Here is a 24799-nt window from a genome sequence, read left to right on the forward strand (position 1 = left end):
GTCGTGGCGGACGGAGACTTCACCGGGACGGGCTCACTTCACATCGACGAAGTCGGCCGAGCCGGCCGTGGCCACGGTGAGGCTCGTACCGGCGAAGTCGTAGCGGTACGCGCCGTCCGCCGTCGCCTTCACGGTGGCCGTGGCCCAGCCGTTGCGGTCGGTCTTGACCTTCTTCACCGTGACGAAGGGGCCGCTCGTGCCCTTGCGGTACTGGAGCAGCACCTGGTGCCCGATGAGGGGCACGTCCTTGCGCGCCTCCCAACTGGCGACGCTCATCCGGGCCTCGACCCTGAGTTCCTTGCCCTTCTTCACCGGCTGCGGGGTGGCGACGGTCTGGGACATGGAGGTCTGCCGCTTGATACGCGCCAGGTAGGCGCCCTCCCCGCGGGTGACGTCGCCGTCGCCGTCGGTGGCCACGGGGCTGATGGTCCAGACACCGGCCAGGGCGTTGCTGCGGAGGTTGACGTTCGGGTCGGCGGTCACGAGGGCCTCGCAGAAGGAGGTCGTCTCATTGAGCTTCACGCATTCGGCGTCCCCGGCCATGACCCCGTCGGCCTTCGCGCGGTCCGTCCCGTGCCACAGCTCGTACGACACACTCCGCACGCCGGACGGGTCGCTGACCGTGGCGGACACCGAGAACACCCTCTTCCGCGCGGCCTGCACACCGACGGTGTAGTCCCGGTCGTGATTGACATTGATGTTCCAGAACGCCGTACGGGAGTCGTCCTGGGCGGCCCCGGCGGCCGGTCCGGCGACAGCGGCTACGGCCAGGAGGGCGCCGAAGGCGGCAGTGGTGGCAATGGCGGCAGTGACGCGTCTGCGCATGATCTTCGGTTTCCCCACGCTCGATGAATTGGGTGGTGACTTCACCCGCGTGAGACAAGGGGGACTTCCGGGCGGTTGTACACCCTGACCGACACTGACCAGCTCTTAACCCTGCCGTCGCCCTGGCTTGGCGTAATCACGGGGAGCTGGTCAACTTGGCTGCGGGCGGGCGGAATTCAGCAGAGCACGAAGGACACGGGACCTCTCGAATCCCGGCGCCACCACCCGGGCCTACCACCGCCGGCAAAGGGCACCTCGAGGGTTGGGGGCAGGCGACAGCTCCCGAAGTTTTCGTCGGCCGTAGGGCCTATCCGTAACAATCAGTAGCAAGAACTTGCACCGACTCGGGGCCACCTCCGCACTCGCAGTACACGCCGAGCTTCAGGTCCGGCCAGGTCTGGTTTCGCGCCTTCGTGGCGGCTATGCGTCACGCCGTAGGTCGACTGAACCCGTCGGCCCTGGGCCTCGCTACCTTGGAACACATGAAGCTCTCGCCGAACGCCGCTCGGGACCGCTTTTTCTCGTCACCCGTCGCCCGGTTGGCGACCGCAGATGCGCAGGGCGTGCCCCATGCGGTACCGGTCACCTTTGTCGCCCTGGACGACGTGTTGTACTTCGCGGTCGACCACAAGCCCAAGAGCACGTGGAATCTGCGGCGGTTGCGCAATATCCGGGAGAACCCCGCGGTGGCAGTGCTGGTGGATCACTACAACGAGGACTGGTCGACGCTGTGGTGGGCTCGCGCCGACGGACGCGGAGAGGTCCTGGAGGACGGACAAGCAGAGCGGGATCGCGCGGTGGGATTGCTGTGCGACAAGTACGAGCAGTACGAGCAGTCCCCTCCCCAAGGCCCCGTGGTCGCCGTTCGGGTGGAGCAATGGAGCGGCTGGGCGTTCGCATAGCCTGGCGGGACAGCCGACCCCGAGGTGACGTACATGCCGGACCAAGACCTTCCTCCGTACCGTCGGATCGCCGACGACCTGCGGGCAGCGATCGCGAAGGGAAAACTTGCCCCGGGCGAGAAGCTGAAGTCGGAGAACGAGCTCAAGGACCAGTACGGCACAACCCGGGTCACCGTGCGCAAGGCGCTGTCCCTGCTCAAGGCAGACGGACTCCTGATCAGCGAACAGGGCCGAGGCGTCTTCGTACGCCAGCAGCCCAAAGTGCGCTTGCAGACAACGGGCGCGAACTTCCGCGAGCGACGTGCGACCGGCATGAGCAACTTCACTGCCGAGGCGGCTGCACAGGGGCTCCGGGCGCGCCAAGAGATCCTGTCGGTGGGGCAGGTTCCCGCGCCGGCCGAGGTCGCCGATCGGCTCGGCATGCCCGAGGGCGCCTCGGTGATCGTCCGTAGACGCGCGTTCTTCGTCGACGACGAGCCCATGCAGTTGGCCGACGGGTACTACCCGGCGGAGCTGTTCGCCGGCACCCCGATGGAGGAGCGTCGGCGCATCGCCGGTGGCGTGAGCGCCCTGATCGAGGATCCTGCAGGGCCCCTGGGACAGCGGATCGTGCGATTCGTCGAGGATCTGGAGATCCGTATGCCCACCCCGACAGAGGTCGACGCACTGCGTATTCCGCCCGGCGTCCCACTGGCGCGAGTGCTGCGCAGTGCCCAAGTGGAGGACGGACGCGTGGTCGAGGTGTTGGACTCACGCGTGCCTTGTGATCGTCACGCCTTCCAGTACGTCATTGACGTGCCCTGACGGCAGGCCTCCGGCTCTTCTGAGTGTGCCCCCTAGAACTACTTGTATATCCAAGTCACTGACCGTTAGGCTCTCGCTACTTGGATATACAAGCTGAGGGGCGGGCATTGATGCATGCCGCCCCACGCCAAGCCCGGCGCCGCTGACACGGCCCGGGGTTCGGCCGACTGCGAAGGAGTCGACTTGCATCTCGTAGCACGGACTCTCGACGGGTTAACAACCCTTCTGCGCAGATCACGCAGGATCAACCACGTAGTGCCCACCCTTGACGCTCCATCAGCCGACGCCCGCCAACCGCCGCGATGCCCGTCAAAGCGCGAATGGGAGCGCATCCTGGCACGGGCCAGGCACCGAAGAGCCCCGCACCTGTGGCCGCTGCCGCCCACACGCGCTAGGGGCGCCGGCTCACCTGTCCGCGCATACGTGGTGTCACCGAAGGAACGGCTGCAGGAAGTGTCCAGGTGAGGGCGGTCATGACGAACGCGCCGCGTATCAACGACTTCGTGAAGGACACCGACTCCAACAAGGTTGGCAGGGTAATGGGGTTCGTCGGGCCGTACGTACAACTAAGACCGGTCGATGGTGGCAGGGAGTGGGACGCGCAGCTGGAGCACCTGACACCGATCGGCGCACGAGAAGCGTTGAGCATTGGCGTAGCCGAAGCCAACGCCCGGTCCAGAAGACGCGCTGCCGTGGCCACCGGCACGGCACCCCTCAGTTCCGAGGATCCGGACACCCTGTCGGCCGAGTGCGCACTCGCCGAGCGGCCCGGATACGGGGACCTGCACAAGGCGTGCCGCCAGACGCACGACGTGCCCCTTCCTCACGCCTACGGCATCCTGCTGCTGCCGAGTTGCGGTTGCGGTTGTCACACACTCCCCGCTGGGAGTAAGTCATGACTTCGCCATAAGGCAGCAGACCCAGCGGGCAACGGTGGATCGGCAGTTCCTTTGGCCGACCGCTACAGCACGGAATCAACCTCAAGACGGCGGCACGTTCGCACAATGCGCGTGGCCGAGTCCCTGAGCTGGGAGTGGGGCCGATCATCTGCTGCCTGACCGTCACGGCCTTCGCCGGCTCCTTGTCTTCTAGACCCCGAGGCCGCAGCGACAATCAGTGCCTTCACCGCCTTCGTCGTCGAGCGGGAGAATTCCCTGGAAATCACCTCGGGCGGCTGAGGCTTTCCCACGCGTACTCCGGGATGATGCGCACCGGATGGGCCATCTCGCGGACGTGGTGCAGACGTTCCACGGCGTCGCGAACGTCGACGGGGGCCGACGACCGCGGACCGATCGGCATTGCCCGATATGGCAAGGCGAGTTGCGCGACGGTGACGAAGTCGCGTTCATCGCTGACCGCGTCGCATCCGGACGAGCGTACAAACGCAACGAGCAGACGCAGACCGTGAGCCGTGTCGAGGCCGACAGCCTTGTAGCGGAGGGGCGGGGCGTGCCAGTCGGCTCCGAGGTGTACGCACGCGCCCGACTCGTGAAGGAAGGGGTGCAGCCGACTCACACCCTGACCAGCTACTACCGGCCGGAGCACGTCGAGGGGACACGCATCGTCGACCCCACCCCGGGCCCTGCCGGTCTTGGCGGCGGATACCGGGTCCTCTACGACGCCGGATACGAGATCGACCACATGAGAGAAAGCCCTGTTCGCCCGTGTCCCGACAACGGACGAAGTGCAGCTTCTACAGCTCCCCGTCGGTGAGCCCGTAGTCGAGCTGCACCGGACCACGTTCACCGCAGATGGCACGGTGGTCGAGTTCGCAGTAGGCGTTCACTCGGCTTCCCGCTTCGCGTGGGAGTACGACTTCAAGGTTCCCGACTCGGCGGAATGATCTCGGCGCAGGAATGGGCGGATGCTCGACTCCTGTGGGACTACCACTTCATGCACCACCACCCGCGGCCTTGTTCGGCGGCCGTAGGGCTGGGCAGCCACGACCTTGGCGTGGCCGACGTAGCAGCGGAGCTGCACCACCAGGGCATGGCTCCGGTCATCGTCTTCACGGGGGCCACCAGCCCCACGACCAAGGCACGCATGCCGCGCGGTGAGGCTGTCCACTACCGAGAGCGGGCATTGCAGCTAGGCGTGCCTGAATCCGCCGTGCTCCTGGAGCCGCGTGCCACGAACACCGGCGAGAACATCGAGTTCTCCAAGGCGGTGTTGCGGAGGCCGACGTCAAGGTGTCGTCCGTCCTGCTCGTGTCCAAGCCGTACGAAGAACGGCGCTCCTGCGCCATGATGCGGAAGCTCTGGCCCGAGGTCGAAGTGGTGTGCGCTTCCACGTCCATGGGCTTGGAGGAGTACGCCGATTCCATCGGAGACGCTCGGATGGTGATCGACATGATTGTGGGGGCCCTGCAACGAGTGCTCGTCTTCCCGAGGTTGGGCCTGGCCATCGAGCAGGACGTACCAGACACCATCGTTGCCGCCTTTGAGCGACTATGTGCCGAAGGCTTCACTAGCCGACTCATGCCGAAGCAGCAGCGGTAGCGCAGACGGAGCGGAACAGCCCTGCACACCGAGTGATCTCGGAGTGCAGGGCTCTGTCATTTCAATGGTCAATCTTGAAGCGCCGCATCGCAATCGTGGCTTGGCGCAGCCTGGTTGTGAAGTCGTCACTTCGGGCGACCCTGTCGATTCCTTGAGTCCTGTTCCCTCTGAGCGCGCTGCGGTACTCACGATCCAGAAGGTTAACCATGGTGCCCAAAAGGGCGTCAGTCAGGTGTTCGCTTCTGATGTTCAAGAGATCCCTCTGTGTCGGCCGCCTCAAGCGAGTGAGAGTGAAGCTACTCATGTACGCAACGTGGTACCGCCAGTTCTCGGCAGTGTTGCCCAACAACGGTCGATCTTGAGAGTAGTGCGTCAGGAACTCGCCGATGCGCCTATGCACATCAAGGACGAGCCCGTATAGGTCGATATCAATCTCGACCGAGAAGACTTTGTCGTAGTGAAAGTCCCCAAGAAGATATGTATCCAAGTGCCTGAGGGCAGAGTGCGGTTCTCCCAACACGAACGCCGTGTATTCTCGCGCCAGCCGCGACATGCTGACTACTTGCTCCAGTGGGACACCTAGATTCTTATAGTAATTCGACCTCCGCTCGTAACGGTAGTTATAGCGCGCAAGCGCTTCCTCAAGATCTTTTTGAATCTTCTCCGTGGCGCGCAGCGCGCCTGGCGGTAGCTCGGTCTGACTGTTGGTCGCACGGATAATGACATCCCTGGCGCTCCCCGAGGACGGTGGAACAATGATCCGGACCAGTATTGATCGGTCATTATGGCGGCCAGAGCCCTGGAAATGATTGAAGATCTCATGGCTCGTCTGCAAACCGTTAACGATCTGAGGATCCGTGACTACGATTTTTTTTCCAGCGATCCTGACTTCTTCTGCCACGATGGTCACGCCGTTGTTGAACCACCAGAAATCTTCCCGATGGCTCGACTTCAATGTACCCTCGATTGCCGTGTTGACCGCAGTGCGCCCCGCGTAATCGCGTACGTTAGATTCGAATAGCTCAAGGCGCAGTGCATCATTGTGTGAGGTGATGAAATTGTAGTACTCATCGAGGCGCACCAGACATACGTAACCTTCACCAAGTGACGTACTCATTGGCGTTTCAATGAACGTCATAGTGAGGACGGTCGAAGCTCCGCGGCCTGCCAATTCCCTGAGCTCCGCGGCCCCCAGGTAATCAATCTGGCACTTCGTTCGCGAAGCGACTTTCTCTAGTTCGCGGGCGAGCCTGTTACCTTTTGCTTTAACGTTGGGATGTGGGGGTTCCACGGCACGCGTGGCATATACGACCCGGATGGAAATCTCCTGAAAGGAAGACGCTAGGGCTTCCAGGATGTTGAGAAACCTGCCAGTGCGGTCAAGCAGCTTTGCGTTCGTTGAATCGGCAAGCTCTCCGGCGTTGCGGTCCATATCGAAAAGCAATGGGAGGTGGTAGTGCAGTTTTTCGAAAGCTGTTTCCTGATACCCCGACGAGGTCTTAGCCTGGAGGATGACGAGTTGTATCTTCTTGCCCCGAAATTCCTTGTGACGATCGATACTGGCAGACATGTATCGATCGTCAACGAAAACCCAGAGGCCATCGACGCCGCAATCGTGAGATCCGTCGACTATCCCGTCGCGGAGTTCATCGATGTCGAGATCAAAATCTTGTAGAGCCGCGCTCGCCGCGAAATAGTTGAAAAAGTCGTCCATCTTTTGATTCGGGGCGAGCAGGCGCCTCTTGTCCTCAAGGACGCGGTCGAGCAGGCGTTGATCATTACTCTTCACAGCCATCTGCGAGGCCCCCCACGTGCGATGCGCCTATGTGAATCGTCAACTCCCATCTTGGCGATGAGCGACCTGGGTGGGCAAGACGAATGGGGAAATTGGCTGTCGGGCGCACCTGTGCAACGACCAAACGGGGAGGGCTAGGTGATGGTGCAGCCGCGCACATGGCGCTGCGCGTAGGGGCATCCCACGTTTCGACGGTGACGTCTTCACTCGCCCACACCATGCTCGTCATCGGTACGGGACGGAACTCATATGAATCAGGCCCGACCAGGAGGAGCGCACTTCCTCCAGGGGCACGCCACGCTAGGCGTGCTCGCCGGCTGCTACCTCGCGTGGCGCACCCGGAGGGCGCAACGAGGGCACAACAGCTTCAGGCGGGTTCAACGTCAGCCAACGCCAGCAAACGCCATTTGGCCTGGTCAGCGGCTTGCCTTGACAGTCTCCCCAGACAATGCAGGCGAGGGCGGCACCCCCGCACAGGATGCCGCCCTCTTTCGTGCACCGGAGTCGCCGCCCATCGGTCTTGAGGGTCGGGGACAGGCGACGACTCCGGAGTTTTCGCCGGGCCCTACGGCCTATCGGGGGCCGTGGGGCCGATCAGTGGCCGCAGGACCTACCGGGTCCGCAGGACCTACCGGCTCCGCGGGACCTACCGGCTCCGCAGGACCTACCGGTGATCACTCCCCACCGACTCCGATGCCGCCCGCCCCGCCTCCAGCCGCGCCACCGGGATCCGGAACGGCGAGCAGGAGACGTAGTCGAGGCCGACCTCGTGGAAGAAGTGGACCGACTCGGGGTCGCCGCCGTGCTCGCCGCAGACGCCGAGCTTCAGGTCCGGGCGGGTCTCACGGCCGGCCTTCGCGGCGGCGGCGACCAGGGAGCCCACGCCGTCCTTGTCGATGGTCTCGAACGGGGAGACACCGAAGATGCCCTTCTCCAGGTACGCCGTGAAGAAGCTCGCCTCCACATCGTCCCGGCTGAAGCCCCACACCGTCTGGGTGAGGTCGTTCGTGCCGAAGGAGAAGAACTCGGCCGCCTCGGCGATCTGACCGGCGGTCAGCGCGGCGCGCGGCAGCTCGATCATCGTGCCGATCGACAGCTTCAGGCGAACGCCCGTAGCGGCTTCGACCTCCGCGACGACCTGGTCGGCCTCCTCGCGGACGATCTCCAGCTCCTGGACGGTACCGACGAGCGGGATCATGATCTCGGCGCGCGGGTCGCCCTTGGCGTTCTTGCGCTCCGCCGCCGCTTCCGCGATGGCGCGGACCTGCATGGTGAACAGGCCGGGGATGACCAGGCCGAGGCGTACGCCGCGCAGGCCCAGCATCGGGTTCTGCTCGTGCAGCCGGTGCACGGCCTGGAGCAGGCGGAGCTCGTTCTCGTGGGGCTCCTGGCGGGACTCGGCGAGGGCCACGCGGACCGAGAGTTCCGTGATGTCGGGGAGGAACTCGTGCAGCGGCGGGTCGAGGAGACGGATCGTCACCGGCAGGCCGTCCATCGCCGAGAACAGCTCCACGAAGTCCTTCTTCTGGAGCGGGAGCAGCTCCTTCAGAGACTCCTCGCGCTCGGCCTCCGTGTCGGCCAGGATGAGGCGCTCGACCAGTTCACGCCGGTCGCCGAGGAACATGTGCTCGGTACGGCACAGTCCGATGCCCTGCGCGCCGAAGCGACGGGCGCGCAGCGCGTCCTCGGCGTTGTCCGCGTTGGCCCGCACCCGCAGTCGGCGCTTGCGGTCCGCGAAGGCCATGATGCGGTGGACGGCCTCGACCAGCTCGTCGGCGTCCTGGGCGCCGGCGTGCATCCGGCCCTCGAAGTACTCCACGACGGGAGACGGGACGACCGGGACCTCGCCCAGGTAGACCTTGCCGGACGACCCGTCGATGGAAATCACGTCGCCCTCCTCGACGACGTGTCCGCCGGGGACGGTCATACGGCGCCGCTTGGTATCGACCTCAAGCTCCTCCGCGCCGCACACGCACGTCTTGCCCATACCGCGCGCCACGACGGCCGCGTGGGACGTCTTGCCGCCACGAGACGTCAGGATGCCCTCCGCCGCGATCATGCCGTCGAGGTCGTCGGGGTTGGTCTCCCGGCGGACCAGGATGACCTTCTCGCCCGAACGCGACCATTTCACCGCGGTGTACGAGTCGAAGACCGCCTTGCCGACCGCCGCACCCGGCGACGCCGCGATGCCCCGGCCGACCTGCTCGACCTTCGCCTCCTCGTCGAACTTCGGGAACATCAGCTGGGCGAGCTGGGCGCCGTTGACGCGCTGGAGCGCCTCCGCCTCGTCGATGAGGCCCTGGTCGACGAGCTGCGTGGCGATACGGAAGGCCGCGCCCGCCGTGCGCTTGCCGACCCGGGTCTGGAGCATCCACAGCTGGCCACGCTCGATCGTGAACTCGATGTCGCAGAGGTCCTTGTAGTGGTTCTCCAGCGTCTCCATGATCTGCATCAGCTGGTCGTACGACTTCTTGTCGATCGACTCCAGCTCCGCGAGCGGGACGGTGTTGCGGATGCCCGCGACGACGTCCTCGCCCTGGGCGTTCTGGAGGTAGTCGCCGTAGACGCCCTGGTGGCCGGAGGCGGGGTCACGGGTGAAGGCGACGCCGGTGCCGGAGTCCGGGCCGAGGTTGCCGAAGACCATGGAGCAGACGTTGACGGCCGTGCCGAGGTCGCCGGGGATGCGCTCCTGGCGGCGGTACAGCTTGGCGCGGTCGGTGTTCCAGGAGTTGAAGACCGCCTCGATGGCGAGGTCCATCTGCTCGCGCGGGTCCTGCGGGAAGTCGCGGCCGGCCTCCTTCTTCACGATCTTCTTGAAGGCGGTGACCAGTTTCTTCAGGTCGGCGGCCTCCAGGTCGGTGTCGACCGTGACCTTCTTGGCCTCCTTGGCCTTGTCGAGGGCTTCCTCGAAGAGGTCGCCATCGACGCCGAGGACGGTCTTGCCGAACATCTGGATGAGGCGGCGGTAGGAGTCCCACGCGAAGCGGTCGTCGCCGGCCTGCTTGGCGAGGCCCTGCACGGACTTGTCGGAGAGCCCGATGTTGAGGACCGTGTCCATCATTCCGGGCATGGAGAACTTCGCGCCGGAACGGACGGAGACCAGCAGGGGGTTGTCGGCCTGGCCGAGCTTCTTGCCCATCTTGGTCTCAAGGGCGTCGAGGTGCGCACTCACCTCGTCACGCAGTGCCGCCGGCTCCTCGCCGCTGTCGAGGTAGACCTTGCAGGCTTCCGTCGTGATCGTGAACCCGGGGGGAACGGGAAGGCCCAGGTTGGTCATCTCGGCGAGGTTGGCGCCCTTGCCACCCAGGAGGTCCTTGAGGTCCTTGTTTCCCTCGGTGAAGTCGTAAACGAACTTCGCTACGTGGGGATCTTTGTTTTCCGACACGGTCTCGACTCCCTCGAGGACGCGGTGGCTGCCCTGACGGCGAGGAACATACCCAGATCGAAGGCGTCTGGGTACGTCTACTCACGCGTCATACGCCTGTAACCACCCGTCCGCCAGTGGATCGAAAGTCAAGGCTTGGCAAGCGGTGACGGGCGGATGTTTTCACTTCCTGAACGCAAGAGGGCCCACTAGTGCGCTTTCCTGCTCATCTGAGCGCCCATCCCGCACGTTTGATTTCGATCGATGAACGATCAAGGGGTGGCACCCAGTGCCACCCCTTGGAGAAGTGCAGCCGCTCAAGATCCGCTCATCTGAGCGCAACCCTTATCAAGGGTGGCGAGAATCACGCTGCCACAGAGGACCGGATTTCACCATGCGGACGTGCTCCCGGGACGGAAACGCGCCCGTCACAGGCACCGCCACACGCACCGCCCCAGGCACCGTCACAAGCACCTTCGCGCACGACGGCGCGCACCGCCCCGCTCCCCGTCACACACCCAGCGCGACCAGCCGTTCTTCCACCCGCTCCGGGGCGTACAGATACTCCACGACCAGCGCCCCGGCCCCCACGAGACCGGCCCGCTCCCCCAGCCGCGACGTGACGACGTCCAGATGAGCGGTGGAGCGCGGCAGTGCCCGCTGGTACAGCAGCTCCCGCACACCTGTGACGAAGGGCGTCCCGGCCAGGTCCCCGGCGATCATCAGCACCCCCGGGTTGAGCAGGGTCACGACGGTCGCCAGCACGTCCCCGACCTGCCGCCCGGCCTCCCGGGCCAGCGCGGCCGCCCCCGGATCCCCGGCCGCCAGCAGATCCCGCACATCCGATCCGGACGCCGCCGGCACGCCGCCCTCGGCCAGCCGCCGGGCCACGGCACGACCACTGGCCACGGCGGCCAGACAGCCGTACGAACCACACCGGCACAGCGCGTCCGCGCCCACCCGTATGTGCCCGATGTCGCCCGCGCCGCCGTCGATGCCCCGGTAGATCGCGCCGTCGACCACGACGCCGGCACCGATGCCGGTCGAGACCTTGACCAGGACGAACGCCGAGCAGTCGGGGTAGGCGGTGCGCTGTTCGCCGTACGCCATGAGGTTGGCGTCGTTGTCGACGAGGACCGGCACCGCCGCGGCGCCCGTGTGCTCGCCGAAGGCCCGGGCGAGCCGCTCCCTTATGTCGTAGCCGTCCCAGCCCGGCATGATCGGCGGCTGGACGACCCGGCCGGTCTCGCTGTCCACCGGCCCCGGCACCGCCAGCCCGATGCCGCCCACCTCGCTGGCCCGGCGCCCGGTCTTCTCCAGCAGTTCGGCGAACCAGCGCCCCAGCTCGCCCAGCACCACGTCCGGCCCGTCCTCGACGACCAGCGCGCCGCTGTGCTCGGCGAGGATCTCGCCGGTCAGCGACAGCACGGCGGCACGCGCGTGCCGGGTGTCGAGGTCGGCGGCGAGGACGACGGCGTGCTCGCCGTCGAACTCCAGGGTGATGGAGGGGCGGCCGCCCAACGGCGAGTCCACCGGCCCTCCGGCGCCCTCGCGCAGCCACCCCGCCCGGAACAGCCGGTCCAGGCGCTGGCCGACGGTGGCCCGGGAGAGCCCGGTGACCTGTTGGAGTGCTCCGCGCGTCACGGCCCTGCCGCTGCGCACCAGTTGGAGCAGATCGCCGGCGCCGGTCTGACCCCGTCCAGCCATACCCCGTCCAGTCATGCGCACCCCCTTGTGTTTCTCAAGCGTGCATTACATATTGAGTTTTGCGTGTTAAATAGACGTAACTCTACGGTCGCACTGGCCGAACCGGTCAGCCGCACGTCTCTCGGGGAGTGCCGAGTGGATCGCACCGCCCAACTCGTCGCCCGTTCCACGGAACGCTCGATCGCATACGATCCACCTGGTTCACCGCCTTCGCCGCACGTCAGAGCCGCGAAGGTGCTGGAGGACAACTGGACCGGCACCTCCACGGTCCCCTCCCGCAGCCTGTACCCGCACCAGTGGTCCTGGGACTCGGCGTTCATCGCGATCGGCCTCAGGCACCTCTCGCCGTTACGCGCCCAGACGGAGCTGGAGACACTGCTCGCCGCCCAGTGGGAAGACGGCCGTGTCCCGCACATCGTCTTCAACCCCTCGGTCCCCCTCGACGCCTACTTCCCGAGCCCCGACTTCTGGCGCTCCTCGACGGCGGGCCGTGCCGCGGGCGCCCCGCGCACCGTACAGACCTCCGGCATCGTGCAGCCACCGGTGCACGCGCTGGCCGCCTGGCTGGTGCACCGCGCCGACCCGGGACTGTCCCGGGCGCGCGGCTTCCTCACCCGGATGTATCCCCGCCTCGCCGCCTGGCACCGCTACCTGCTGCACCGCCGGGACCTGGGCGGCGCCGGTCTCGCGTCGGTCGTGCACCCGTGGGAACAGGGCATGGACAACAGCCCCTGCTGGGACGCCCCGCTGGCCCGCGTCACCCCCGCCCCGGCCCGCTCCTTCCGCCGCGCCGACCTCGACCACGGGGCGGCCGAGGACCGTCCGACGGACCTGGACTACGGCCGCTACGTCCGACTGGCGGCGGACTACCGGGACGGCGGCTACGCGGACGGCGCAGGGGACTTCGCCGTCGAGGACCCCTCCTTCAACGCCCTGCTCATCGCCTCCGAGCACGCGCTGGCCCGGATCGCCGAGGAACTGGGCGCGAGTGGCACGGCCCGGCAGGCACGCGCGCGGCGGCTGACGGCGACGCTGACCGACCGCCTCTGGGACCCGGCGAGGGACATGTTCCTCTGCCGCGACGTCCGAGGCGGGGGGCTCGTTGCCGAGCGGGCCGTCTCGGGCCTGATCCCGCTCCTCCTGCCCGACCTGCCCAGGGACATCGCCACCCGCCTGGTCCGTACGACGGAGTCCGCCCACTTCGGCCTCGGCACCTCCACCCGTCTGGTCCCGAGCTACGACCTCCTCGGCGAGGCCTTCGACCCGCACCGCTACTGGCGCGGCCCGGCCTGGTTCAACACCAACTGGCTGCTGGAGCGGGGCCTGCGGACACACGGGGAGCACCGCCGGGCCGACGCACTGCGCCAGGCGGCCCTGGACATCGCGCACAGCTCCGACTTCGCCGAGTACGTGGACCCGTACACCGGCGAGGCCTGCGGGGCGACCTGCTTCAGCTGGACTGCAGCACTTTCGCTGGATCTGTTGCACTGCCACACCGAACCCACCGCGGTCAGGGAACTCAAGGGAGGGAACCGGGGATGACGGACCGGCATCATCTGCTCGTGTTCGGGGGTACGTTCGCCGCCGTGGGCGACGGCGGGGACATCAGCGGCGTACGGACCGCCGGCTCCCCGGAGGGGTTGTTCGTACGCGACGCCCGCCACCTCAGCCGCTGGCAGCTCACCGTGGACGGAGCGGTGCCCGAGACCCTGACGCCGGTCGCCGACGGGGACACGGCCCGCTGCGTCCTGGTGCCCCGCGGCGGCCGCAACGAACCGCCCGCCTACACCCTCTTCCGGGAACAGGCCGTCGGTGACAACTCGTTCGTGGAGTCCCTCCGCGTCACGAGCAACCGTCCCGTGCCGACGACGATCCGTCTCGCGATCACCGCCGACGCCGACTTCACCGACCAGTTCGAGCTGCGCTCGGACCACCGCACCTACGCCAAGTCCGGCGCCACCCGCTCCCGCCAGGTCCTGGACCACGGAGTGGAGTTCACATACCAGCGAGCCGACTGGCGCTCACTGACCACCGTGACGGCCGACCCGCCCCCCGACACGGTGGAGGAAACAGGCACCGGCGCCCGCCGCCTCCTGTGGACCCTCGACCTGCCCCCGCACGGCACCGAGGAACTGACCCTCCGGGTGATGGCCCGCCCCCACGGCGACAAACGAGCCCTGCGCGTCCCCCGCTCCCCCTCCGCCCTCACCACCCAACTCCTCTCCCTGGAAGGCGAGTTCGTCGAGGGAGTGGCCTTCCCGACCGGCTGGCCCGAACTGGCCGCCGCCTGCGCCCGCGGCCTCGCCGACCTGGCGGCGCTCCAGGTCCCGGCGACGGGCCCCGACGGCGAGGAACTCCGCGTCCCCGCGGCCGGCGCCCCCTGGTTCCTGACCCTCCTCGGCCGGGACGCCCTCCTCACCTCCCTCTTCGCCCTCCCCTACCGCCCCCGCCTGGCCGCCGCCACCCTCCCCGCCCTCGCCGCGACCCAGGCGACGGAGACCGGCCCCGACGCCGTCTCCCAGCCCGGCAAGATCGTGCACGAGGTACGGCACGGCGAGCTGGCGCACTTCGCCCAGGTGCCGTACGGCCGCTACTACGGCTCGGTGGACGCGACCCCGCTCTTCCTGATCCTGCTGGGCGCACACGCGGAGCAGACGGGCGACACCACCCTCGCCCGCCGCCTGGAACCCCACGCCCGCGCGGCGATCGGCTGGATGCTGGACCACGGCGGCCTGACCTCCCGCGGCTACCTGGTCTACCGGGCCGACCAGGGCGGCCTGGCCAACCAGAACTGGAAGGACTCCCCCGGCGCGATCTGCTCCGCCGACGGCACCCGCCCCGGCGGCCCCGTCATGGCGGCGGGCGCCCAGGGCTACGCGTACGACGCCCTGCGCCGCACGGCGTGGCTCGCCCGCACGGTCTGGCAGGACGAGACCTACGCGGCGCTCCTGGAACAGGCGGCCGCCGACCTGCGCGACCGCTTCCAGCAGGACTTCTGGATGCCGGAACACTCCTTCCCCGCCCTCGCCCTCGACGGCGCCGGCCACCAGGTCGACGCCCTCGCCTCGGACGCCGGCCACCTGCTCTGGTCCGGCCTGCTCGACAAGGAGTACGGCGAGGCGGTGGGCCGCCGCCTGCTCGAACCGGACTTCTTCTCGGGCTGGGGCGTGCGCACGTTGGCCTCCGGCCAGCCCGCCTACCACCCCCTCTCCTACCACCGAGGGTCCGTCTGGCCGCACGACAACGCCCTGATCACCCTGGGCCTGGCCCGCTACGGCCTGCACGACGAGGCCCGCACGGTCGCCCACGCCCTGGTGGACGCGGCCACCACCACCGGCCACCGCCTGCCCGAGGTCCTCGCCGGCTACGGCCGCGACACCCACCCCGAACCGGTCCCCTACCCCCACGCCTGCGTCCGCGAATCCCGCTCGGCGGCGGCCCCGCTGGCCCTGCTCACGGCGGTGGGCGGCGCGTAGGCGGAGCGTGCGGATCGCTTGCCCGCGGGCCGCCGCGGACGTGTTGGCCTGGCGTTTGCCGGGTGTTTGCCGAGCGCTGGGGCGCAGTGGCTGAACACGGCCCGACGACGGCCCGTACGAGGGTGTGGCGGGCCCCCAGCCTCCCCAGCGAGGCCCGCCACACACTCCACCAGGGGACTCGCACGGAAGGACCTCCGGGTGCCCGTCTTCACACGCCTACGCCAGCTACCGGGCAAAACGGCCCCCACCTCACCCCCCGGCACACAGCCCCCCACCGACGCGCCGGAGGCGTCACCGCCAGGTGGGGAGGCTACGGGGTCGGGCGACGGTACCGGCGAGTCGGCGACCGGCGGGGCCGCCCCGTTGCCCGAGAAGCCTGCGGCGCCCTCCGCCGAGGTCGTACCGGCAACCGCCGAGTCAGCGCACCCCACCACCGAGCCCGCACCACCCACCCCCGAGCCCGCAGGCGTCGTCCACGAACCCGCGGCCGCCGGCGGTGAGGGCGCCCCACCGGGGCCACCCGCAGCCGACGACGAAAGCCGCACGGGTGGTGCGGGTGGGAAAGACTCGGCCGAAGGCGAAGCCGAGGCCGACAGGACGCCCGCCCCCTACCTCCGCTGGACCCTGACGGCCCTCTCCGCCGCCCTCATCCACATCTGCCTGCAGATGCCGAACACCCTCGGCAACCTCAAGGCCACGGAGTTCCTACGCCTCCCGGCCGAGGCCATCGTCGGAGCCGCCCTCCTCCTCAGCCTCCCCCGCCGCCCCCGCCTCATCACCGCAGCGATCTCCGGCGCCACCCTCGGCGCCCTCACCGCCCTCAACATCCTCGACATCGGCTACAACGAATACCTGGGCCGCCACTTCAACATCGTCCTGGACTGGGAACTCCTGGACGACGCCCAGTCCTACCTGAAGGACTCCCTGGGCAGCACGACCACCACCCTCCTCACCATCGGCGTCATCCTCCTCGTCGTACTCCTCATCACCCTCGTCGCCCTGGCCACCATCCGCATCGCCAACACCCTCGCCCACCACAAGCCCACCGCCTCCAGGGGCGCCCTGATCGCCGGCACCGTCTGGATCACCTGCACGGCCTTCGGCCTCCAGATCGCCGGCGTACCAATCGCCGCGGACCACACCGCCGGCGTCATCAAGGTCCACGCCCGCCGCGCGATGGACACCCTCCGCGACGAGGCGGCCTTCGCGAAGGACGCCAGGTCGGACACCTTCGGCAACACGCCCCCCGCCCAACTGGTCCCGGACCTACGCGGCAAGGACGTCCTGTTCACCTTCATAGAGAGCTACGGCCGCAGCGCCCTCGCAGACCCCCTGATCGCCCCCGGCGTCACCAGCACCCTCGACACCAGCACCAAAGCCCTCGCGGACGCCGGCTTCCACGCCAAGAGCGGTTGGCTCACCTCGGCGACGTACGGCGGCAGCAGCTGGCTGGGCCACTCCACCACCCTCTCCGGGCTGTGGATCGACAACCAGCAGCGCTACCGCACCGTCATGGCCAGCGACCACCTCAGCCTCACCAAGGCCTTCCAGAAGACCGGCGACTGGGACACGGTCGGCGTGATGCCGGGCGTACAGAAGGGCTGGCCGGAACAGAAGTACTACGGCCTCGACAAGGTCTACAACGCCTTCCAACTCGGCTACAAGGGGCCGAAGTTCAGCTGGTCCACGATGCCCGACCAGTACGCCCTGGAGGCCTTCCAGCGCCAGGTCCACGGCAAGAAGCGGGACAAGCCCCTGATGGCGGAGATCATCCTGACCTCCAGCCACCAACCGTGGGCCCCGATCCCCAGGACTGTCGACTGGAACGACCTCGGCGACGGCTCACTCTTCAAGCCCATCCAACAGGCCGGCCTCCAGCCGTCGGACATCATCTCCGACTCCACCCGCTCCAAGCAGGAGTACGGCAAGTCGATCTCGTACTCGGTCACGAGTCTCACCCAGTGGCTGGAGCGCTACGGCACCGACGACACCGTCCTCGTCTTCCTCGGCGACCACCAGCCGATGGCCCGGGTCAGCGGCACCAAGGCCAGCCGAGACGTCCCGGTCTCCATCGTCGCCAAGGACCCGAAAGTCCTGGACAGAATCACCGACTGGAACTGGACGGACGGCCTCCAGCCCGCCCCCAAGGCCCCCGTCTGGAAGATGAGCTCCTTCCGAGACCGGTTCCTCACGGCCTACGGCTCCACCCCCCACCCCTCCAACTAGGGGGTGTTTTGGAAGTCCCGCACAGCACCCGACTCCCTCGCCGCCCGCTCAACCACCGGAGGTGTCCAGCTCAGCGTCCTCCCCCACACCCGCACAGTCATACGGATCCCGCAACCACCCGTCCGGCAGCACCACCCGGTTGTTGCCGGACGTACGCCCACGCGGCCCGTCGGCCCCCACCGGCCACGGCTGATCCAGGTCCAACTCGTCCAGCCCAGCGCGGAGTTCGGCCAGCGAAGACGTGATCGCCAGCCGCTTGCGCATCTCCGAACCGACCGCGAAGCCCTTCAGATACCAGGCCACGTGCTTACGGAAGTCGATGACGCCGCGCGCCTCGTCCCCGATCCACTCCCCGAGCAGCGTGGCATGCCGCACCATGACGTCGGCCACCTCACGCAGCGCCGGCCGCGCGACGTCACCGTCCCGTCCCTCGAACGCCGCCACCAGATCGGAGAACAACCACGGCCGCCCCAGACACCCCCGCCCGACAACGACCCCGTCACACCCGGTCTCCCGCACCATCCGCACCGCGTCCCCGGCCGACCAGATGTCCCCGTTGCCGAGCACGGGAATCTCCGGCACATGCTCCTTCAGCCGAGCGATGGCATCCCAGTCCGCGGTCCCCCCGTAGTGCTGAGCGGCGGTGCGCCCGTGCAACGCAATCGCCGTCACCCCCTCCTCGACGGCGATCCGCCCGGCGTCCAGGAAGGTGATGTGATCGTCGTCGATGCCCTTGCGCATCTTCATCGTCACCGGCAGCTCCCCCGCCCCGCTCACCGCCTCCCGCAGAATCGCCCGCAGCAGGTTCCGCTTGTACGGCAGCGCGGACCCCCCGCCCTTGCGCGTCACCTTCGGCACCGGGCACCCGAAGTTCAGATCGATGTGATCGGCCAGCCCCTCCTCCGCGATCATGCGGACGGCCTTGCCGACAGTGGCGGGGTCGACCCCGTACAGCTGGATCGAACGAGGCTTCTCGCTCTCGTCGAAGTGGATCAGCTGCATGGTCTTCTCGTTGCGCTCGACCAGCGCCCGAGTCGTGATCATCTCGCTGACGAACAGCCCCTTGCCCCCGCTGAACTCCCGGCACAGCGTGCGGAAGGGCGCGTTGGTGATCCCGGCCATGGGGGCCAGGACGACAGGCGGCTGAACCGTGTGCGGCCCGATCCGCAGGGACGAAACGGTGGGCGACGCGGCGGACGCGACAGCGGACGGGACAGCGGACGAGGCAGCGGACGAAGCGACGGGCGGGACGGTCATGGACATCCCCCCATTCTCACGTACCGGACGGACAGCGGCGAAATTCATTAGTTAGGCGTACTATTCAAGAATGCCGGAGCTCAGCCCACGCCGCCGCGTGCTGGTCCTCGCGATCTGCTGCATGAGCCTGCTGATCGTGAGCCTCGACACCACGGCCCTCAACGTCGCCCTCCCCGCGATGCAACGCGACCTCGACGCCAGCACGTCGGGCCTCCAGTGGACGATCGACGCGTACACCCTGGTCCTGGCCTCCCTCCTGATGCTGGCCGGCTCCACGGCGGACCGCGTCGGCCGCAAACGCGTCTTCATGGCGGGCCTCGTCCTGTTCACCATCGGCTCGGCACTGTGCTCCCTCGCCCCGAACCTCGACTCCCTGATCGCGTTCCGGATGGTCCAGGCGGTCGGCGGCTCGATGCTCAACCCGGTGGCGATGTCGATCATCACCAACACCTTCGTGGACCCGCGTGAACGCGCACGGGCGATAGGCGTGTGGGGAGCGGTCGTCGGCATATCGATGGGCGCCGGCCCGCTGGTCGGCGGCCTGCTCGTGGACTCCGTGGGCTGGCGGGCGATCTTCTGGGTCAACCTGCCGGTGGGCCTGGCCGCCCTCCTCCTCACCTTCCTCCACGTCCCCGAGTCCCGCGCCCCCAGGCCCCGCCGCCTCGACCCGGTCGGCCAGCTCCTGGTGATCGCGCTGTTCGGCTCACTGACGTACGCGATCATCGAGGCCCCGAACGCCGGGTTCACCGCGGTCCTGCCCCTCGCGATCATCGCCCTCACGGCCCTGCTCGGCCTTCTCTGGTACGAGCCGCGCCGCGCCGAACCCCTCATCGACCTGCGGTTCTTCCGTTCGGCCCCGTTCAGCGGCGCCACGGTGATCGCGATCGGCGCGTTCGCCGCACTGGGCGGGTTCCTGTTCCTGTCGACGCTGTACCTGCAGAACGTACGGGGGCTGGACGCCCTGCACGCAGGGCTGTGGATGCTCCCGATGGCGACCCCCATGTTCGTATGCGCACCGCTCGCCGGACGGCTGGTCGGCACGCGGGGTCCCCGGCTGCCGTTGCTGATCGCCGGTACCGCGATGACGCTGAGCGCGGCGCTGTTCGCCCTGTTCGAGGCCGAGACGTCCAACGTCACGCTGGTCCTCGGGTACGCCGTGTTCGGGATCGGGTTCGGGTTCGTCAACGCGCCGATCACCAACACGGCGGTGTCCGGGATGCCGCGGGCGCAGGCCGGCGTCGCGGCGGCGGTGGCCTCCACGAGCCGTCAGCTGGGGCAGACGCTGGGGGTGGCGGTGGTCGGGGCGGTACTGGCGGCCGGGGTGGGGGCGTCGTCGTACAAGGAGACGTTCGTGTCGGCCGCCGGGCCGGGGTGGTGGATCCTCACCGGGTGCGGGCTTGTGGTTCTCGTGGCGGGGATGGTGACCAGTGGGCGTTGGGCTCGGCGCACGGCTGAACGGACGGCTGAGAGGCTGGAGTCGGCTGAGATTCGCGACGCGTCGAGGGTACGAGCCTGAGCGACACCCGCCGCTGCACTCCCGTTCACCGCGCCCGAGCCGTCCTGCCGACGTGCGCGTCAGCCAACGTTCCATAATCGAATGAGAACAGATTTTTCGATATCGAATGCGTGACCTCTGGTGGCGGGCCGTCGTTGGGCATCAGTGACGGAGTCGTCATAGCGAGACTTGAGCAGGGGCAGGGGATGGGCGGACTAAGGAAGACTCACTCTCGACTTCGCACGAGCTGGGGCACCGGCAGGCAGTGAAGGTCACCCGCATCGCATACAGCAACAATCTCAACAGAGCGAAGTACAGCCAACTCGTCGAACAAGCGCACCGGCTGGGTGCGGTACGAGCCCTGGTGTGGCGCAGGTTCGGATCCATCAACGGAGTCGGCATCTCGGACCGGCAGATCCGCGACCAATGGCTGGCTGACGGCACTGCTGAGGCATTCAGTGTCCTGGCGAACGCCTGGAAGGAGACCGTGCGCGACGCGATGGCCGATATCAAGGCATCTCGCGAAGCCGCAAAAGTACTTGTACGTAAGGCAATCCATCATCACTATCACACGCAAAAAGAGCGCAGGGATGCTTACGCCGCACTCAAGCGCGACACCTGGACGAGCGATGCGTTCCTGTGTCGACTCATGCGTAAGCACTGGCGCCACGGTGTCTCCCGTACTGTGAACCAGATCGTGGTGCGCTCTGACCAGTACCGCACCTTCACCCTGCCCGGAGAGGGAAACGTCTGGCTCGCGGTCCCGTCCCTGGCGCGCCGGAAGATGATCAGCATTCCGCTGAACACCACTGTCGCGCCCACCGGCACCCTGCGTCTCATCGTTCGCGACATGCGCGTTGAAGTCCATTACGCCATCGACGCGGCCGATCTGCGTGAACTGCGTCCCTGTGGAACGGCGAAGATCGCTGTGGACAAGGGATACAGCGAGGTTCTCACCGACTCCGAGGGTACGCACCATGGTCAAGAACTCGGCGATCTACTGCGAACCGAATCCGACTACCTCAAGACCAAGAACGCCCGTCGGGCCAGAATCCGAGCCGTCATCGAGAGAGCTCGAAACGCGGGTGACCATGCAAAGGCCGACCGGATCGCGGCCAACAACCTCGGTACCATCAAACGGGACCGGCGCCACCGTCGGTTCACATCACGCGTGCGCACAGTGACCTTCACCGCCGTCCACGCCGTCGTGGACAAAGCGAAACACATCATCGCCGAAGACCTCACCCGACCCTTCGTATCGCGGAAGAGACTCGGCAAAGACACCAATCGCCGCCTCGCCACATGGACGAAAGGCATCACGGCCGAAGCACTCACACACGTGTCAGAGCGCAGAGGTTCTGCGCTGACGCTGGTCAACGCGGCCTACACGTCACAAGTCGCCCCCTGCTGCCAGATCCTCGGCAAGCGCCTAGGGGACCGGCTTCACTGCACCCAGTGTGGGGACGTATGGCAAGCAGACCACGCGGGAGCGATCAACGTCCTGGAGCGAGATGGAGACCCTGACATCTCCCTGCACACACCGCACACGCGGGTACGGCAGATCCTCCAGGAACGGGCCGATCGCCACCGGACCAGACTGCCGGTCCAGGACTCCAGCCCAACAGGGCGGAGAGCGAATCATCCTATGCGGGCAAACTGCCCAGCGAACGGGAAGCAGTGTGCAGCAAGACCAATGTCAGCTGCCCGAAGTATCGCCAACTTCTCCATCCGTCCTGACAACTGGCCGAGGCAGTAAGAAAGGCCATCAGGTCCATCACGCCGTACCTGATGCCTGCGAAGGAGTGCGAACCTCTGAGCCTGTCCGGCACACTGCTTGCTGCGCGACGCCGCGCACGCAGACTTCGATGTCCTCGGACGCTGGAGGCGTCATGCTGGAGATCAACACGAGCAAGGTGAGCCGCTGGGACCACCACGGACGCGAGCACGTCGTACGAGTACAGCGCAAAGGCGCGCAACGCACGATCAGATGCGACACCTGCGGCTGGCGCAAGGGCGCGCAGTTCCTGCCCTGGCTGAAGGCGGAGGAGCATCTCGCGGAGGCGCATCAGGCGACGGTGGACCCGACGGAGGCGCAGTCCGACCGATGACGACGCGCATCCGCCCCTACCGCCCCGAGGACCGGGAGGCCGTCGAGGACATCTGCGTCCGTACGGCCCACGAGGGCGGCGACAGCCGGCCCCACTACCAGGACCCGGGCATCTTCCCGACGACCTTCGCGATCCCGTACGCCGTGCTCGAACCGGACCTCGCCTTCGTCCTGGACGACGGGGCGGGCCGGGCGGTCGGCTACATCCTCGGCACCGCGGACACACCGCGCTTCGTCGAGGCCTTCCGCACCGAGTGGCTCCCGTCGGCGGCCGAGCGCTACCCGGAGCCCGTGGGGCCGCCGACCACCCCGGACGGGGCGATGATCCGGCTCCTGCACCACCCGGAGCGCATGCTCGTCCCGGAGGTCGCCGCCTACCCGGCCCATCTGCACATCGACCTGCTCCCCGCATGGCAGGGCCAGGGCCACGGCCGCACGCTGATGCGCACCCTGTTGCGGGCCCTCCAGGACAAGGGCGTCCCGGCCGTGCACCTCTCCATGGTCACGGCCAACACCCCGGCCAGGGCCTTCTACGACCGCCTCGGCTTCCACGAGATAGCCGTACCGGAGCCGGGCCCCGTCACCTACCTCGGGCGTACGACGAGGGAACTCGACAGCCTGTGACACCCCTCGGCCCCTCGGCCCCTCGACCCCTCGACCCCTCAGTCCCGTAACACCTCGGTACGGCTCAGTCGCGGGCCCGCAGCCCCCGCACCAGCAGATCCACGACCGCCTCCAACTCGCCCTCCACGCCGGGCTGTTCCCACTCCCGGGCGTACCCGGGGTCGTGGAAACGGCCCGTGGCGTGGAACAGGGCACGGGCGGTCGTCGCGGGGTCGGCGCAGGTGAAGGTGCCCGCGTCGACGCCCGCCTGGACGATCCGGGTCAGCTGGCCGGTCAGGTCGGCGATGTGCTGGCCGACCGCCTCGCCGTTCTCGGTGGCCAGCACCGAGAAGGTGGCGAACAGCTCGGGTTCGTCGCCCGCCTTGCGGCGCTTGGCGGCGAACAGGCCCGTGAACCAGGCGCGCAGGCGTGCCTCCGGATCGAGGTCGTCGGCGGCGACGATCCCGGAGAGGGAGTCGAACGTCCGGTCCAGCCACTTCTTCGTGACCGCGTCCCGCAGCGCCGCCTTCGTACGGAAGTGCCGGTAGACGCTGCCATGGCTGACGCCGAGCGCGCGGGCCACGTCGACCACGGTGGCCTTGGCCGGTCCGTGGCGGCGCAGCACCTCCTCGGTGGCTTCGAGGATGCGCTCGGCGGTCAGGGTCTCGCTGGTCGGAGGCATGTCTAGACGGTACCCGGGGCCGGCGGCGCGATCAGCGTTCGCTGTCGAGCATGGCCATCTGGGCGGGGGCGTACCGCTCACCGGCCGCCGCGTCCGCGGGGACGGCGGCCTCGACGGCGGCGAGGTCGGCCGCGTCCAGCGTCACGTCCAGGGCGCCGAGGGCCTCGTCGAGCCGCCCACGGGTGCGGGCGCCGATGAGCGGCACGATGCCCTCGCCCCGGGAGAGCGCCCAGGCGATGGCGATCTGGGCGACGGTGACGCCCTTCTCCTCGGCGATCTTGCGCAGGGACTCGACCAGGGTGAGGTTGTGCCGGAGGTTGTCACCCTGGAAGCGGGGCGAGTGGGCGCGGAAGTCGGTGGCCGCGTACTGCTGGCCGTCGGTGACATGGCCGGAGATCAGGCCGCGGGAGAGCACGCCGTACGCGGTGACGGCGATGCCCAGTTCGCGCAGGGTGGGCAGGACCTCCCGCTCCGGGCCGCGGGAGATGAGGGAGTACTCGATCTGGAGGTCGGCGATCGGGGCGGTGGCGGCGGCCCGGCGGATGGTGTCGGCGCCGACCTCACTGAGGCCGATGTGGCGGACGTACCCCTTCTCGACCAGTTCGGCGATGGCGCCGACGGTCTCCTCGATCGGCACGTCCGGGTCGAGCCGGGCGGGGCGGTAGACGTCGATGTGGTCGACGCCGAGGCGCTGGAGGGAGTACGCGGCGGAGGTCTTCACCGCGGCCGGGCTCCCGTCGAAGCCGTACCACTCGCCGTCCGGGCCGCGCTGGGCGCCGAACTTCACGCTGAGCAGCGCGTTCTCGCGCAGGGCGGCCGGGGCGGTGCGCAGGGCCTCGTTGATGAGCAGTTCGTTGTGGCCCATGCCGTAGAAGTCGCCGGTGTCGAGCAGGGTCACGCCGGCCTCCAGGGCGGCGTGGATGGTGGCGACGGACTCGGCGTGGTCCGCCTCGCCGTACATGCCGGACATGCCCATGCAGCCGAGGCCGAGGGCGGAGACCTGGGGGCCGGTGGTTCCGAGGGCGCGGGTTCGTGTCGTCGTCGTCATGCCTCCACCA

At 67.9% G+C, this 24799-nt stretch carries 17 protein-coding genes and 2 pseudogenes; 12 read left to right on the forward strand and 7 right to left on the reverse strand.

Features of this window, described 5'->3' with window-relative positions:
- Positions 1-33 precede the first annotated feature (33 nt).
- Positions 34-825 (reverse strand): hypothetical protein, encoded by a 792-nt coding sequence (locus AQJ67_RS41860; RefSeq protein ID WP_062724982.1) that lies wholly within the window; start codon positions 823-825, stop codon positions 34-36.
- Positions 826-1307: 482 nt separating this feature from the next.
- Here AQJ67_RS41860 and AQJ67_RS41865 point away from each other — a divergent pair, with 482 nt between their 5' ends.
- The 5 genes and pseudogenes from AQJ67_RS41865 (at position 1308) to AQJ67_RS41880 (ending at position 5029) form a co-directional block, all read left to right on the forward strand.
- Complete coding sequence (locus AQJ67_RS41865) at positions 1308-1727, forward strand: TIGR03668 family PPOX class F420-dependent oxidoreductase (RefSeq protein ID WP_062724984.1); 420 nt, start codon at positions 1308-1310, stop codon at positions 1725-1727.
- 33 nt (positions 1728-1760) lie between these two features.
- Positions 1761-2531 carry a GntR family transcriptional regulator gene (locus AQJ67_RS41870; RefSeq protein WP_062725074.1) on the forward strand — a complete coding sequence of 257 codons (771 nt, stop codon included), beginning with the start codon at positions 1761-1763 and terminating at the stop codon, positions 2529-2531.
- Positions 2532-3004: 473 nt separating this feature from the next.
- A complete protein-coding gene (locus AQJ67_RS50525; protein WP_341846196.1) occupies positions 3005-3430 on the forward strand; it encodes a hypothetical protein in 426 nt (141 codons plus the stop codon).
- Positions 3431-3822: 392 nt separating this feature from the next.
- Positions 3823-4374: pseudogene (locus AQJ67_RS46365) on the forward strand (UTRA domain-containing protein).
- Positions 4371-5029 (forward strand): annotated as a pseudogene (locus tag AQJ67_RS41880) (YdcF family protein). Before AQJ67_RS46365 ends, AQJ67_RS41880 begins: the two co-directional pseudogenes overlap by 4 nt.
- Before the next feature lie 61 nt (positions 5030-5090).
- Here AQJ67_RS41880 and AQJ67_RS41885 read toward each other — a convergent pair.
- From AQJ67_RS41885 to AQJ67_RS41895, 3 genes are all read right to left on the reverse strand, one after another.
- Positions 5091-6824 (reverse strand): AIPR family protein, encoded by a 1734-nt coding sequence (locus AQJ67_RS41885; RefSeq protein ID WP_244190781.1) that lies wholly within the window; start codon positions 6822-6824, stop codon positions 5091-5093.
- Positions 6825-7488: 664 nt separating this feature from the next.
- The gene (gene ppdK / locus AQJ67_RS41890; protein WP_062724988.1) at positions 7489-10209 is read right to left on the reverse strand and encodes a pyruvate, phosphate dikinase; all 2721 of its coding nucleotides are present in this window, start codon (positions 10207-10209) and stop codon (positions 7489-7491) included.
- A 489-nt stretch (positions 10210-10698) separates the two neighbouring features.
- Positions 10699-11895: an ROK family protein gene (locus tag AQJ67_RS41895; protein WP_062724991.1), complete on the reverse strand. Its 1197-nt coding sequence runs from the start codon at positions 11893-11895 to the stop codon at positions 10699-10701.
- 135 nt (positions 11896-12030) lie between these two features.
- Between AQJ67_RS41895 and AQJ67_RS41900 the strand changes: the two genes are divergently transcribed.
- The 3 genes from AQJ67_RS41900 to AQJ67_RS41910 all read left to right on the forward strand — a co-directional run bounded on the left by AQJ67_RS41900 (position 12031) and on the right by AQJ67_RS41910 (position 17597).
- The gene (locus AQJ67_RS41900; protein ID WP_062724993.1) at positions 12031-13437 is read left to right on the forward strand and encodes an MGH1-like glycoside hydrolase domain-containing protein; all 1407 of its coding nucleotides are present in this window, start codon (positions 12031-12033) and stop codon (positions 13435-13437) included.
- Entirely contained in the window at positions 13434-15371 is a 1938-nt protein-coding gene (locus AQJ67_RS41905; RefSeq protein WP_062724995.1) for an amylo-alpha-1,6-glucosidase, read from the forward strand. The genes AQJ67_RS41900 and AQJ67_RS41905 overlap by 4 nt, the downstream gene beginning before the upstream one ends.
- Positions 15372-15734: 363 nt before the next feature.
- Positions 15735-17597 carry an alkaline phosphatase family protein gene (locus AQJ67_RS41910; RefSeq protein ID WP_079056520.1) on the forward strand — a complete coding sequence of 621 codons (1863 nt, stop codon included), beginning with the start codon at positions 15735-15737 and terminating at the stop codon, positions 17595-17597.
- Positions 17598-17645: 48 nt separating this feature from the next.
- On the opposite strand, the gene dusB is transcribed toward AQJ67_RS41910, so the two are convergent.
- Entirely contained in the window at positions 17646-18860 is a 1215-nt protein-coding gene (dusB, locus tag AQJ67_RS41915) for a tRNA dihydrouridine synthase DusB (RefSeq protein WP_167366257.1), read from the reverse strand.
- A 64-nt stretch (positions 18861-18924) separates the two neighbouring features.
- Here dusB and AQJ67_RS41920 point away from each other — a divergent pair, with 64 nt between their 5' ends.
- The 4 genes from AQJ67_RS41920 (at position 18925) to AQJ67_RS41935 (ending at position 23080) form a co-directional block, all read left to right on the forward strand.
- Positions 18925-20370 carry an MFS transporter gene (locus AQJ67_RS41920; RefSeq protein ID WP_062724997.1) on the forward strand — a complete coding sequence of 482 codons (1446 nt, stop codon included), beginning with the start codon at positions 18925-18927 and terminating at the stop codon, positions 20368-20370.
- Between the two features lie 244 nt (positions 20371-20614).
- On the forward strand, positions 20615-22105 hold the full coding sequence (locus AQJ67_RS46370) for a zinc ribbon domain-containing protein (RefSeq protein WP_208615141.1): 1491 nt from the start codon (positions 20615-20617) through the stop codon (positions 22103-22105).
- A 133-nt stretch (positions 22106-22238) separates the two neighbouring features.
- Positions 22239-22457 carry a hypothetical protein gene (locus AQJ67_RS41930; RefSeq protein WP_062725001.1) on the forward strand — a complete coding sequence of 73 codons (219 nt, stop codon included), beginning with the start codon at positions 22239-22241 and terminating at the stop codon, positions 22455-22457.
- The gene (locus tag AQJ67_RS41935; RefSeq protein ID WP_062725003.1) at positions 22454-23080 is read left to right on the forward strand and encodes a GNAT family N-acetyltransferase; all 627 of its coding nucleotides are present in this window, start codon (positions 22454-22456) and stop codon (positions 23078-23080) included. The genes AQJ67_RS41930 and AQJ67_RS41935 overlap by 4 nt, the downstream gene beginning before the upstream one ends.
- Before the next feature lie 64 nt (positions 23081-23144).
- Here the strand turns inward: AQJ67_RS41935 and AQJ67_RS41940 are convergent, their stop codons facing one another.
- Both AQJ67_RS41940 and AQJ67_RS41945 read right to left on the reverse strand, forming a co-directional pair.
- Positions 23145-23741 (reverse strand): TetR/AcrR family transcriptional regulator, encoded by a 597-nt coding sequence (locus AQJ67_RS41940; protein ID WP_062725005.1) that lies wholly within the window; start codon positions 23739-23741, stop codon positions 23145-23147.
- A gap of 31 nt (positions 23742-23772) precedes the next feature.
- Entirely contained in the window at positions 23773-24789 is a 1017-nt protein-coding gene (locus tag AQJ67_RS41945) for an aldo/keto reductase (RefSeq protein WP_062725008.1), read from the reverse strand.
- Positions 24790-24799: the final 10 nt, after the last annotated feature.

It is taken from the genome of Streptomyces caeruleatus, from assembly GCF_001514235.1.
Classification (GTDB): Bacteria; Actinomycetota; Actinomycetes; order Streptomycetales; family Streptomycetaceae; genus Streptomyces; species Streptomyces caeruleatus.